Origin of the sequence: Thalassobacillus pellis (genome assembly GCF_016908295.1) — a bacterium.
GTDB lineage: Bacteria > Bacillota > Bacilli > Bacillales > Halobacillaceae > Thalassobacillus > Thalassobacillus pellis.
In genome coordinates this window covers 214606-227362 of the sequence record NZ_JAFBDO010000005.1, presented here as the reverse complement: position 1 = coordinate 227362, position 12757 = coordinate 214606, and the positions used below count along the sequence as shown (strand labels likewise).

14 protein-coding genes are annotated in these 12757 nt (G+C 43.2%); 8 read left to right on the top strand and 6 right to left on the bottom strand.

The window, feature by feature from the left end:
* Positions 1-223 precede the first annotated feature (223 nt).
* Together JOC33_RS16125 and JOC33_RS16120 are read right to left on the bottom strand one after the other, a co-directional pair.
* Positions 224-1120, bottom strand: a complete 897-nt coding sequence (locus JOC33_RS16125; protein WP_239534252.1) for a YegS/Rv2252/BmrU family lipid kinase — start codon at positions 1118-1120, stop codon at positions 224-226.
* A gap of 127 nt (positions 1121-1247) precedes the next feature.
* Entirely contained in the window at positions 1248-1907 is a 660-nt protein-coding gene (locus tag JOC33_RS16120) for a DUF4396 domain-containing protein (RefSeq protein ID WP_205093564.1), read from the bottom strand.
* A 432-nt stretch (positions 1908-2339) separates the two neighbouring features.
* Between JOC33_RS16120 and JOC33_RS16115 the strand changes: the two genes are divergently transcribed.
* From JOC33_RS16115 to JOC33_RS16105, 3 genes are all read left to right on the top strand, one after another.
* Positions 2340-3353: a LysM peptidoglycan-binding domain-containing protein gene (locus JOC33_RS16115; RefSeq protein WP_239534251.1), complete on the top strand. Its 1014-nt coding sequence runs from the start codon at positions 2340-2342 to the stop codon at positions 3351-3353.
* A 194-nt stretch (positions 3354-3547) separates the two neighbouring features.
* On the top strand, positions 3548-4222 hold the full coding sequence (locus tag JOC33_RS16110; RefSeq protein WP_205093563.1) for a hypothetical protein: 675 nt from the start codon (positions 3548-3550) through the stop codon (positions 4220-4222).
* Positions 4223-4239: 17 nt separating this feature from the next.
* A complete protein-coding gene (locus tag JOC33_RS16105) occupies positions 4240-5496 on the top strand; it encodes an efflux RND transporter periplasmic adaptor subunit (RefSeq protein WP_205093562.1) in 1257 nt (418 codons plus the stop codon).
* 35 nt (positions 5497-5531) lie between these two features.
* Here JOC33_RS16105 and JOC33_RS16100 read toward each other — a convergent pair whose 3' ends face one another.
* Positions 5532-5852: a thioredoxin family protein gene (locus JOC33_RS16100; RefSeq protein WP_205093561.1), complete on the bottom strand. Its 321-nt coding sequence runs from the start codon at positions 5850-5852 to the stop codon at positions 5532-5534.
* A gap of 92 nt (positions 5853-5944) precedes the next feature.
* On the opposite strand from JOC33_RS16100, the gene JOC33_RS16095 reads away from it, so the two are divergent.
* Entirely contained in the window at positions 5945-6943 is a 999-nt protein-coding gene (locus tag JOC33_RS16095; RefSeq protein WP_205093560.1) for an LLM class flavin-dependent oxidoreductase, read from the top strand.
* 22 nt (positions 6944-6965) lie between these two features.
* On the opposite strand, the gene JOC33_RS16090 is transcribed toward JOC33_RS16095, so the two are convergent.
* Positions 6966-7130, bottom strand: a complete 165-nt coding sequence (locus tag JOC33_RS16090; RefSeq protein ID WP_205093559.1) for a hypothetical protein — start codon at positions 7128-7130, stop codon at positions 6966-6968.
* A gap of 108 nt (positions 7131-7238) precedes the next feature.
* On the opposite strand from JOC33_RS16090, the gene JOC33_RS16085 reads away from it, so the two are divergent.
* Both JOC33_RS16085 and JOC33_RS16080 read left to right on the top strand, forming a co-directional pair.
* The gene (locus JOC33_RS16085; protein WP_205093558.1) at positions 7239-7613 is read left to right on the top strand and encodes an ArsR/SmtB family transcription factor; all 375 of its coding nucleotides are present in this window, start codon (positions 7239-7241) and stop codon (positions 7611-7613) included.
* Positions 7597-9705, top strand: a complete 2109-nt coding sequence (locus JOC33_RS16080; protein ID WP_205093557.1) for a heavy metal translocating P-type ATPase — start codon at positions 7597-7599, stop codon at positions 9703-9705. The genes JOC33_RS16085 and JOC33_RS16080 overlap by 17 nt, the downstream gene beginning before the upstream one ends.
* 52 nt (positions 9706-9757) lie before the next feature.
* Here the strand turns inward: JOC33_RS16080 and JOC33_RS16075 are convergent, their stop codons facing one another.
* The gene (locus JOC33_RS16075) at positions 9758-10015 is read right to left on the bottom strand and encodes a DUF2164 domain-containing protein (protein ID WP_205093556.1); all 258 of its coding nucleotides are present in this window, start codon (positions 10013-10015) and stop codon (positions 9758-9760) included.
* A gap of 179 nt (positions 10016-10194) precedes the next feature.
* Between JOC33_RS16075 and JOC33_RS16070 the strand changes: the two genes are divergently transcribed.
* The gene (locus JOC33_RS16070) at positions 10195-10824 is read left to right on the top strand and encodes a pyridoxamine 5'-phosphate oxidase family protein (protein WP_205093555.1); all 630 of its coding nucleotides are present in this window, start codon (positions 10195-10197) and stop codon (positions 10822-10824) included.
* Positions 10825-10829: 5 nt separating this feature from the next.
* Positions 10830-11543 carry an SIMPL domain-containing protein gene (locus tag JOC33_RS16065; RefSeq protein ID WP_205093554.1) on the top strand — a complete coding sequence of 238 codons (714 nt, stop codon included), beginning with the start codon at positions 10830-10832 and terminating at the stop codon, positions 11541-11543.
* A 99-nt stretch (positions 11544-11642) separates the two neighbouring features.
* Here JOC33_RS16065 and JOC33_RS16060 read toward each other — a convergent pair whose 3' ends face one another.
* The gene (locus tag JOC33_RS16060) at positions 11643-12722 is read right to left on the bottom strand and encodes an NAD(P)/FAD-dependent oxidoreductase (RefSeq protein WP_205093553.1); all 1080 of its coding nucleotides are present in this window, start codon (positions 12720-12722) and stop codon (positions 11643-11645) included.
* Between the last annotated feature and the right edge of the window lie 35 nt (positions 12723-12757).

Genomic DNA, 12757 nt, shown 5'->3' with positions numbered 1-12757 from the left:
AAGGTCTTCTCTTTTACATATTAGAAAAACATGGCTTGTCGCCAAGTCCTTATGGCGAATGCCTTAGTTTTACTTATATTTTAATCGTTTACCGAAGTTAAACTTTCTTAAAGTAAAAAAACCACAAAGAAAAGTCAACTTCTTCGTGGTTTTTCATTTCAACGAGGCCTTTTGATACAGCCTCTTCTTTAGGGTAAGGCTTTAATTGGCCGCAACCTCTTACTTATTCAGCATGAAGAAAGGTTAAATGATTAGGCAATACCTCTATAACCTCCGGTGTTGTGCGTTTGATTTCCCCGTCCGTATCTATGTCCTGTACAGGATTAGTCTTTATATCGATGCGTTCTCCCCTTGTATAGGCGAGTTCCTGGAAACGCTCATCCTCAGCCCACGGCTGATCTACCACCATCAATTCTTTAAATAAAGTAAGGTTAGAATTCTTAACGATCAACACATCTAACAGCCCATCATTTGGTTTGATAGACTCTATCGGCACCTGCCTTGTTCCTATGAAGCAGCCGTTCATAACCAGAATCATTATCGCTTCTCCTTCAATTTCTTTTCCGTCAATTTTCATTTGAAAAGAAAAAGGAGCAGCCTGATTAACCGTTTTCAGCGCACTGATAAAGTAACTGAGTACACCGAATCTATTTTTCTGATTTTCATCAATATTAGATGATGTTTCTGTTACCAGGCCGATGCCCCAGAAATTAAGGAAGAATTCCTCTCCCAGCTTCCCTATATCCACTGGACCTTCCCTGCCATTTATAATAGTCCTGGCTGCCTGCTCCAGATTCTGCGGTATATCTAACATTCTGCTGAAGTCATTGCTTGTCCCGCCCGGTAATATGCCAATTACCGGGCGGGAATCGAGTTGGGAGATACTGTTGATGCATTCATGTAACGTCCCGTCTCCACCTAATATGATTATCAACTCGACGATTTTTGAGAATTTCTCACAGGCTTCTTTTGCTTCTTCCACACTTTTAGTCTGTAAAATCGTCAGTTGCTTTATTTCCTGAGACAGAATAGGTAAAGTCTCGGCAAGTTTCTGTTCTATATTATCGCTCCCGGCATTTCCGTTATAAAGGAATAATGCGTTCTGGTAACGAGGCATCATTTACCCTCATTTCTTGTGAATTTCAAACACTTCCGCTCCTTATATATTTGCCTAATCCATCATAATCAAACCCGCACCCTTGAGAATATGCACCCGGCAACCTGATCTCAAGGGGAAAAGGAAAGTTTTACATTTCCTCCTTGATACCCTTTTTGACAAGCCACCAGTTCGCTGGATAGCTCGTAAGGAAACCAAGGATCATTGCAATTTGCATCATAAACCAATATGTGGCCTCCGTGGGCTTCGGCGGTACAGGGAAAAGCACATAATGGACTAGTGCCATCCACGCAAACATCCCCACTTCGAATGCCACCAGGGAAAGGGTATCCGCTTTGATGGAATCTTTTATGGATGCTCTGGGACCTTTTTCGTTCATTGGGTGAATGGCATAAAATTGAAAAAGGATGCCAAAAATATACGCTAAAACAAACTGAACGACATAATGGGCGAACAACGTTGAACCGGCAATCGTCAGTCCAGCCAGTGCTACAAGAGGCACCCCTGCCGCATCCCCTAGAGTACAGCCGGAAGAACAATGGCTTGTAGATAAAAACACCTTTGCCGGTCTGCCACGGTTGTCTTCTTCCTCGTTATCCTTCGCTTTCAATCGTCCCCATTTGTAATACGTCCATAGTGCGAACGGACCGAAAAACCAGCCATTGATCGGCCAGACAACATTCATAATGCCCATCATTTGAGGATGATTGTAAATATCTATAGCGATAATGAGAGATGACAGCAATCCAATTATCAAAGCAATAATGGAAATCACCTGTAAAGTTTCCATAAGCAAATCCTCCTGCACTTAATACCTATCCAAACTCTACCACGCAATACCTTTTCATAAACTAAGACATTCACCTCATGGAACGATTAGCTGAATGTTTTTATCAACTCTTGTCGAGCAGAATACACAATCGACAGAACCTTTCTCTTTCCGCGAATCACCATCCCAGGCTTAAGCCTTTAAAAGCACCTGGCCAATAATAACGAATTTTGTCAAAAATAAATAGAAAAGCCCGCGAGAATTATCGACTCGCGGGCCTTTCCGTCAGTTAACAAATTTGTTTTTCAAATTATAAATTTTCTCTTATTGAAAAGCTTTTATGGGCATTGTAATGATTTTGTAATTATACTGTAATGTTAATTCTCTATGAACCTATGATAATATGAGTTTAGCAAAATTTACTAGAAAATAACTAAAACCTTGGGGGTACATATGAATAACAACTTAATTAAAAAGGCAATCGTTACTACTAGTTTTGTGGGCGCACTTACTTTCGGTGCAAGCGTGGCTGATGCAGAAAGTGTCACAGTAGAACGCGGCGACACATTGTGGGGTTTTTCTCAACAATACGGAGTTTCCATATATACAATTAAATCACTTAACGGACTTTCCTCTGATATCATATATCCAGGTCAGGTATTGAAAGTAAATGAGGAAGCAAGCTCTAATACAAGCTCTAATTCTTCTAATACTTCCTCTGCAACTTCTACATATACAGTACAATCCGGAGACACTCTTTCTGAAATCGGCGCTAAATTCGGCGTTAATTACCGAGATATCCAGGAATGGAACAACATTTCCGGACATTTGATTTATGTAGGGCAAGTCTTGAAATTGAACGGGGTTTCTGAAGCTGACACTTCTGCTCCAGCGGTTTCCGACTCAAACGACAGCGCTTCTGCTTCTACCTATACAGTGCAATCCGGGGACACTTTGTCTAAAATCGGCGCACAGTATGGTGTGAACTACAGAGATATCATGCGTTGGAACAACCTTAACAGCACGGTTATCTATGTAGGTCAAAAATTGAGCATAAATGGATCAAGCTCTGCACCGACCCAAACATCCAATAACGGTTCCAGCGAAACAAGCTCTGACCTTTCCGGCATCGTTTCAACTGCAAAATCTTATATTGGCGTACCATATAAGTGGGGTGGAGAATCTCCGAGCGGTTTTGACTGCAGTGGATTCCTGCAATACATTTTCGCGAAACACGGTGTTTCCATTCCAAGAACTGTCGCAACTATCTGGAATGCAGGTACATCAGTAAGCCAGCCTTCTGTTGGTGACATCGTATTCTATGAAACTTATAAAGCAGGTCCTTCCCATGCTGGTGTTTATATTGGAAATGGCCAGTTTATTCACTCTGGAAGCGACGGAGTAACCATCGCCAATATGAACGGAAACTACTGGACTTCCCGTTACCTTGGCGCGAAAACTTATTAATACACTTTAGAAATTTTATACCCGTTCACTTCGGGATTAAACAGGAAAATTACAAAATCTGCGCATTTGAAAAAATGCGCAGATTTTTTTGCATTTTTTTACAAGATATCCTTAGTAATTATGGAATTATCTAGAAAGCATGTCGAAAGTCAGTTAAAATGAAAAACATACAAAGAGAAAAGGATGGACTCCACATGCTATATTCTATTAATCTATTGCAGCTGCTGTTTCGAAGAGAGGATCATTTATTCAAAATAAAGCGGGCTGAACGGTTACAAAACTTTTGGAAATGGGTAGTATTACTCCTCGCCACTTCGATCCTTACATACATATGGACCAGCTGGGTCGGGCTTGGAATGGATCCTATTTCTGTCAACGCAACTGAATTTACGAGAATGGAATATGAATTCCGCAAAGCCTGGTTTCTGATAGGAAGAACTGCCTTTGCGTTATTACTGGCTATATTCGTTTTATTTATAACCTCATTTGTATGGTGGCTATTCAATAACGTGCCATATAACAAGCTGGTCATTATCCAGATGAATGTGTTATTGGTAATGCTGCTCGAAAGACTGACATGGATACCTCTACTCGTCTATGCAGGGGTCGATTGGTACGTCTCCCCGCTTTCTTTTGGCGTGCCAGCCTCCTATTTCACAGATATCCAATGGATCATTTACATATTCGGAGCTATCTCGGTTTTTCAACTGTGGATCATTTGGTACCAGGTAAGATGTCTGAATTACCTTTCTGCCACCAAAAAACATTGGATCTGGTTCGGCGTCATTTTCTGGCATATCTTATTATGGGCAGGCACTGCCGCTCTTTCCAACTACGATATATTTTTACTCCGTATCATTACGAGCTAACAGGACGGTGATATAATTTGAAGAGAAAAAGAAAAATACGGTATGTGGTCCTTTTGGTCATCGGATTCGCACTGTTGAATTCCTTGCTCCTATACTTTGACACTGGTAATAAAGTAGAACAAAAATCATATGTCAATGAATGGTCGGAACCTTTTACATATGACTTGGTTGAAAAGCTGGAAACAACAGGAGTATTTGCTTCCGCTGAATCCAATCATGTTTATTTTGATAAAAATGAAGGATCCTTCCGGCAATTTTTAGTAGCACCCGGTGACGAAATAAGTGAAGGCGACGGATTATACGAGTACGAGGTTACAAATTTTTCTTCCCAGACGGCATCTTTGAAAGCAGAAGCGAAACGTCTGGAGGAAGAAATCGAAGCAATTGAACAGTACATCATCGAGTTGGAGAGCTTTGATATCCCTGAAACAGACAATGGTGGATCAAGTTTCTTCTCTCAAGATGAAGCAGAGGAAGAAGATCAGCCGAAAACTATCGAAACAGAATTTATGAAACAAGAACAGATTGCAGAAAAAGAGCTCGAACTCGCCCAAAAAGAAGCTAAGCTCACCATGGTGGAAAGCCAGCTTGCCGAATTGGAAGCTGGCGGCAAAACTATCACCGTCGAAAGCCCTTTTAATGGTGTGATCACAGAAATATCAGAGAGTTTGCAATCCCCATTGATCACAATGAAAACAACCACCTTACAGGTTGAGGGAAAGCTGACGGAGTCGGAGCGGAAAAAAGTTCAGCCAGATATGGAAGTGGAAATTAAGCTGCCTAACGAAGAACTGCCTGAACAACCTCCCCTCCTGCGTGGGACGATTTCATCCCTCCGTAATTTTCCTGATCATGTGTCAGTGGGCTGGCAGAGCGAATATCCTTTCGAGGTATCCATCGAAGGAGCAACGGAAAATATTCTGCCAGGATACCACGCTTCCCTTTCAATCATAACAGCCCGTGCAGAGGAAGCTGTCACTGCTTTCGATTATCTATTGCTTACGGAAGATGATTTATTCGCCTGGGTAATGAATGAGAAGGGGACCCTGACTTACAGAGCAATTGAAACAGGACTGGAAGTCAACGGGATGACTGAAGTAACGAAAGGTCTGGAAACCGGGGAATGGCTTGCCGCATACCCCCGGGATCAATTCAGAAAAGGCGCTACTTTTTTAACACCAATCCAATGGGAAGATCTATATATAAAACAGATTCCTGATGTAAGCCCCTCCGTTATCAAGAAATATGGGTTAATGGGCTTAATGACCAGGTAAATAAAAGACCGCTGTCCGAATAGGAAGCGGTCTTTTTACACGGAGGAGATAAGCTTAGCAATCTGGCCGTCCAATTCACCAATCGGGACAAACCTCGCTTTCCGATAAACTTCCTTACCTTCAATAAATAGAAGGACTACGGGAACGGTTAACACGGAAAACTCTCCCGCAACTTCACGGGCATCCTCCGCTTTTACACGTACGCTTGAAAGGCTGGGATATTTGCTGCTAACCTTCTCCACCTGTGGCAGGAGAGAATGACAGACACTGCACGTTTCACTGCCGATAAACAATAATGTGACACCCGTTTGCTGAATTTCTTGTTTCACTTCTTCTATGGAAAAAGCTTGTTTCATAATGATCTGCTCCTTTTCCTGATTTATAGGCAAATGCTTTGCAATATAAGTTACAGCATGGCAGGATGAACGAAAGTAAGGGGGCTTTTTTTATGAAATTAAGCGTATTAGATCAATCACCTATTTTAACTAACATATCCCCAACTGAGGCATTACGTCAAACAACCGCCTTAGCAAAACATACCGATCGCCTTGGCTACCACCGTTTCTGGGTATCGGAGCATCATAGTACCCGAAGTCTTGCAGGGTCGGCTCCAGAAATATTAGTGGCTCATCTGGCAGCCCATACAGAAAACATCCGTGTTGGAACGGGCGGAATCTTATTGCCACATTACAGCGCCTATAAAATAGCAGAAACATTCCGCGTGCTGGAAACACTGCATCCGAACAGGGTTGACCTTGGTATCGGACGTGCGCCAGGCGGCATGCCTAACGTTAACCTTGCTTTGAATAATGGCCACAGACCGAATGTGGAAGGGTATCCTCGTCAGGTTAAAGAACTGGTTGCCTACCTTCATGGTGAAGACCCTCATGATATGGATGTGTTTGCTACCCCGCTCGGAGAAACGACACCACCGATCTGGATGCTAGGATCAAGCGGAACAAGTGCCCAACTGGCATCTGATATGGGGTTATCATACTCTTTTGCTCATTTTATTAATGGGTATGGAGGCACGAGAGCTATGCAGCGGTATTATGATCGTTTCACACCTTCCCAACCCCAACAGCAGGAAAGACCCAATGGAAATGTATCTGTCTTCGTCATCTGTGGGGAGTCCGAGGAGAAAGCAGAGTATCTGGCTTCAAGCCTTGACCTTGCTCTCTTAAGAATCGAGCAGGGTGGTAACGCACAAGGATTCCCTACGCCGGAAGAAGCCCAGAACCAGTATTACTCCCTATTTGAGAAAGAACGCATCCAGGAGAATCGGAAGCGGATGGTAGTCGGAACAGCTCAGCAGGTAAGACAGCAACTAGAAATGCTGGCGGAAGGTTACGGAGTTAATGAAATTATCGTGAATACCATCGTCTATCCATTTGAAGAACGTTTGAAATCCTATGAATTATTAGCAAAAGAATTCGAACTTTCATAGATAGGAGAAATGTGCACTAACGTTAAGCAATGGTGGCGGAACCTTCATTCATTACAAAAGGAGCTATCCCAGTGAATCTAGATAAGGATTTGCCGGGATCAGCTCCTTTTTTTGCTCCGTCCGCTGATTCCTCCGCTCCTTCCGCTGATTCTTCACCTCGACCGCTGATAATGGAGTATCTTCTCACCCACTCCCATAAAATAATTCTTCTAAATACACAGAAATCTTTGACATTCAAACATATATTTGAATATAATACATTCAAAGATATATTTGAATATGAAGAGGTGAGTTGATGGCTCGTGATACGTGTGATGTTTCCTGTATCCACCGCGATAAAGTAGATTATGTAAAAGAGAATATGGAGAACCACTCCTTCCCTGATGTGGGCCAGATATTCAAAGCCCTTGCGGATGAGAAGAGATTGAAGATAGCTTACGCATTGATGATAGAAAAGGAGCTTTGCGTATGTGATGTAGCGAATATACTTGACTGTTCGAATGCTACTGCTTCTCATCACTTGAGGCAGTTAAGGCGTCTTGGCCTAGCCAAATATCGCAAGGATGGAAAGCTAGCTTATTATTCACTGGATGATGATCATGTATCCCAATTAGTGGAAATGGCTTTTATGCATTCGAAGGAGGTGAAGCAGCATGAGCGAACAAGCTAAGAAAAGCACCTTTCGTGTCCAGGGATTCACCTGAGCTGGCTGTGCTACAAAGTTCGAAAAGAACGTCCAGCACCTGGATGGTGTGGAAGAAGCTAAAGTCAATTTTGGAGCAGCTAAACTGACAGTCTTCGGAGAAGCAACGGTTGCGGAGCTTGAGCAGGCAGGTGCATTTGAAAATATCAAAGTCACCCCTGAGGAGGAACCGCTTCCTGAAAAAGAACATGTACCATTTTGGAAGAGATACCCTAAAGAGATTCTAGCCATTTTATTCATTGTAATCGGATATGTTTCCCATTTCAGTGTCGGCGAATCCGCTCCATGGACCTTCCTGGCTTTTGCAGCTGCGATCCTGATCGGTGGTACTTCCCTTTTCATAACGGGGTTGAAAAATTTAATGCGTCTCGATTTTGATATGCGTACACTGATGACCATCGCTATTATTGGTGCGGCCATCATCGGTGAATGGGGAGAGGCTGCAATCGTAGTCGTTCTGTTTGCCATTAGTGAAGCATTGGAAACCTACTCGATGGATAAAGCAAGAGCATCTATCCGGTCTTTGATGGATATCGCTCCCAATGAAGCATTGGTAAGGCGTAACGGGCTGGAACAGCTCATGCATGTGAATGATATCGTCATCGGGGATGTCATGCTTATCAAACCAGGACAGAAAATTGCGATGGATGGGGTCATTCTTTCCGGTGCCTCTTCGATCAACCAGGCAGCAATCACTGGGGAATCTATCCCTGTCAGTAAAGAGTCTGGGGAAGAAGTGTTTGCTGGAACGCTCAATGAAGATGGATATCTTGAAGTGGAAGTGACCAAAACCGCTAAGGATACAACCCTGGCTAAAATCATCCATCTGGTAGAAGAAGCACAGGCAGAGCGGGCACCTTCCCAGCATTTTGTCGATAAATTCGCCAAATATTATACGCCTGCTATCATCATCATTGCCTTGGTTGCGGCTATTACTCCCCCTCTCCTGTTTGGAGCAGATTGGAATACGTGGATCTATCAAGGGCTAGCTATTTTGGTCGTCGGCTGTCCTTGCGCACTGGTCATTTCAACCCCAGTAGCAATCGTCACTGCCATCGGAAATGCTGCGAAAAATGGTGTGCTTATTAAAGGCGGCGTCTATTTGGAAGAAATGGGTGCTATCCGCTCTATAGCATTTGACAAAACCGGAACACTCACCTATGGCAAGCCTGAAGTGACCGACTTTAAAAAGCTCACCAAGACAGAACCGCTGCGATGGATTTCAGCTTTGGAATTTAAGTCGCAGCATCCATTGGCAGGTGCAGTCCTGAAGACTGCCGAAGAAAATGGTATCAGTTACCGTAATATTGAGGTTGAAAATTTCCGTTCTCTAACAGGGAAAGGGATCACCGGAACTATCGAAGGAAAGACCTATTATATCGGGTCACCTTCTTTGTTCCAGAATACTATGGAACTGACTCCAGAAACAGAACAGGTAATCTCTCAATGGCAATCGGAAGGAAAAACCGTTATTTTGGCTGGAACTGAAGATGAACTTCAGGCCTTACTGGCAATCAGAGATAATGTACGCGAGGAAAGCAGAGAAGTAATTCAACAGCTGAATAAGCTGGGGATCAGGCATACCATCATGCTGACAGGTGACAATGCCAAGACTGCTGAAGCAATTGGATCAGAAATCGGAATGGAGCAAATTGAATCCGAACTCCTTCCACAAGATAAGCTGTCCTTTATTAAGACATACAGGAATAAGTATGATAATGTGGCCATGGTTGGTGATGGGGTAAACGATGCCCCAGCCCTTGCTGCATCAACAGTTGGGCTGGCCATGGGTGGCGGCGGTACGGACACGGCTCTCGAAACAGCAGATATTGCCCTGATGGGTGATGATTTAGTGAAACTGCCATATACAGTCAAACTGAGCCGTAAAGCATTGAGCATTATTAAGCAGAATATCACGTTTGCGCTCGTCGTCAAGCTGATAGCATTACTTCTCGTCATTCCTGGATGGCTGACTTTATTCATTGCCATCTTTGCTGATATGGGAGCCACCCTGCTTGTTACCTTGAACGGGCTTCGTCTATTACGCACAAAAAGCTAGCTGGTAAAAGGAAACCTCTCAGTCTCGCATTCATGTGACTGAGAGGTTTGTTTTATCGCAGCCGATTTTTACCAACAGGACGCTCCAAAGCTAATATATCCTCTTCCAAGTTCATCATTTTTTCTTCGACCAGCCCTTTGGCATCTTTTAATCCCTGATTATAAGGATATGGTCCAAGCTCTGACATGAAAAAATCAAGCAGCTGTTCAGCTGCAAGCGTACCCAGATCCTCTCCCCTTTCCAGTTCAAAGTAAGCCTGGATACTATCCACCATCCTATCTCTCTCTTCTTTGCTCATTTTTTTAATCATAAAAAATTCCTCCCTATTCTCTATGTAGAAACTTTAACTACGTTTGCAGGCATTTCTTTTTAGGAATGACTATACCATCATCATAGCATGAAGTTTTTGCTGTCCGTATTAAAAACATACTTGACTTAGCGCTTTTTGTTCATGACAATAGTTTCATATACCAAAAAGGGAGGACTCACATGCCGAAGATAAAGCAAACAATCACTACCCCGGAAGAACTATATGCCCTTCAAGGGGAACCAGGCCGTCTTGCAATTCATAAGGTAATTGACCATATTGACACATCGGCCCAACACTTCATTTCGCTTTCCCCTTTTCTTGTTTTAGCCACCTCTGACTCGAACGGTAATGGAGACAGTTCACCGCGAGGAGATGCTCCTGGGTTCGTATATATTTGGACGAAAAAACATCTGCTGATTCCAGAACTGCCAGGGAACAAACGGATGGATTCACTCCTGAACATACTAAACAATCCAGCAGTCGGTCTACTGTTTATGATACCTGGTCTGGAGGAGACCCTGCGTGTCAATGGCACTGCTGTATTAACAAAGGATCCGGATCTGCTGGATAAAGTGAAATCGAAGGGAAAGACGCCAAAGCTTGCCATTGCCGTGGAAGTGAGGGAATGTTATGTCCATTGCGCAAAAGCATTGAAACGTTCGCAGCTTTGGGATCCTGAATCCTGGCTGCCTCAGGAAATGAAGCCTTCTCCTGCAAAGATGATGGCAACACATGCTACACTCTCTGATATGGATGAAAACGATGTACAAAAAGACCTTGATGAAAGCTATACCAATAGGCTGTACTGAGGAGCATGGATAAGAAACACCTTACATATGTTAAAGTGGAGGTGTTGAAGGTGTATATGTATCCGATGTGGAGGACGATGGATGATGCCCCCGCGAAAAATAAAATTGAAGTAACCGGCACAGGGATAATAGACGCAGCCCCTGATCAGGCGGTTGTAACACTTGGTGCAGAATCGAAGGACATAAGTTTGGAAGAAGCACAGCGAAAAAACAATGCTGCAATTCAACAGATCATCCAGGCAGTAATCGAACTTGGTGTGTCGCCGGAACAAATACAGACTGCCGATTTTAGAATCAACCCCGAATATGATTTCAAGGACGGAGAACAAATTTTCACCGGTTACCAAGTGTTTCATCTTCTGCGTATAACACTTAATGACCTTGCATTGGCAGGCCCTGTCATTGACACAGCCACAGCAAGTGGGGCAAATATCGTGCGAGGAATCGACTTTTCCCTTCAAAACCAAGATTCCTATTATAACCTTGCCCTTCAAAGTGCCATTGACCAAGCGGAAGCCAAAGCTATGGCAATTGCCCAGTCATTGAATGTGACCTTGAATAACGTACCTGTTTCGGTTGTAGAAAACCCGTCCACACGAATACCAGTCCCCGTTTATAAAAGCGCAGTATTGTCTGCAGATGCATCTGCTACTCCTATCGAACCGGGCCAACTCAAAATCGAAGCAAATGTTTTAGTCACCTATCACTATTTCAGCTAAGAAATCAGAGATCAAGAGCGAAAGCGCCTTGTCCGCCCCCGACTTTTTATAATTGCTTGACCACTAAAAAAGACTTCCGCCTTCATGCAGAAGTCTTTTTTAGTGGGCAAGCTGAAAACCGTCCATAAAAGATTTATCCATCTTGTTTTTCATTTTCCAGGTCTGTTTATTGTTCATACTCATTCCTCCATACAAGAGAAATCCTTCTTTAAACCCGGTTGAAAGTACGAAAGTATTTCGTTTTGGAGGCTGAAATTGCTCCAGCTCTTCTTGATGGACAAGATGGAGGATATTATTCCACAATACTTCTCCCTGGCGAATCGAACAATAATGGTTTTTCAGCATATTCTCTTCTCCCAGGATGGCGGCACCTTCTCCTGCCGCAAAAACATTTGGGTGACCGGCCAGCTGCAAAAAGGAATTCACCAGGATAAATCCCTCCTTATCAAGTGGAAGGCTTGACTTTTTCATGATGGGATTAGGTTCATGTGTTTCCCTTCCTACAATACCAGTATGTCTGACTTTATTGTTCTTGTCCGTCAATACATAACCATCATGGGTGCTTTTTATATGCTCATTTTCCCAAAACTGTACTCCACTCTTCCTTAAAAGGCGAGCCATTTTTTTCGAAGTAAGTTTTGGTGAACCAGGCAGTATTTTTCCCTCACAAATCAGCCTGACATTCCCCTTAATGGGAGTTTTCCGTTTATAGGCTTGTATGGAAAGTGCCAACTCCATACTTGCAGCCCCACCACCGATGATCAGAGGGTTTGTCGTGTCTCTCAAACCCTCCAGCCTTTCAATCAACGGTTTATCTCCTGTCCTCTGGGCGCTAAGCATTTCCTCACCGTAATCAGATCCTAAATCAAGACTTAAATAATCAAAAGGATAGACCGCACCATCCCTGCAAACAAGCTTATGTGCTTCAGGGTAAATACGGTCAGCTTCTTTTTGAATGAAATGAATTCCTGCTCGTTTGCATAGGGAGCGAAGGTCAAAGCTTATTTGTTCTTTTGTATAAATTCCTTCTGCAAAACCGGCCAGCATACCTGAAAAATAGGAACGGGAAGAAGGAGAAATTAACAGTACTTCCACATTCTGCGAATGCTCTTCCAGCAGTTTTTGAAGGACTTGCAAATGGGCATTTCCTCCACCCACTAATATCATTCTCGAAGTCAAAACCTTCATCCTCCTTCACGCTTCAAATATGCCAG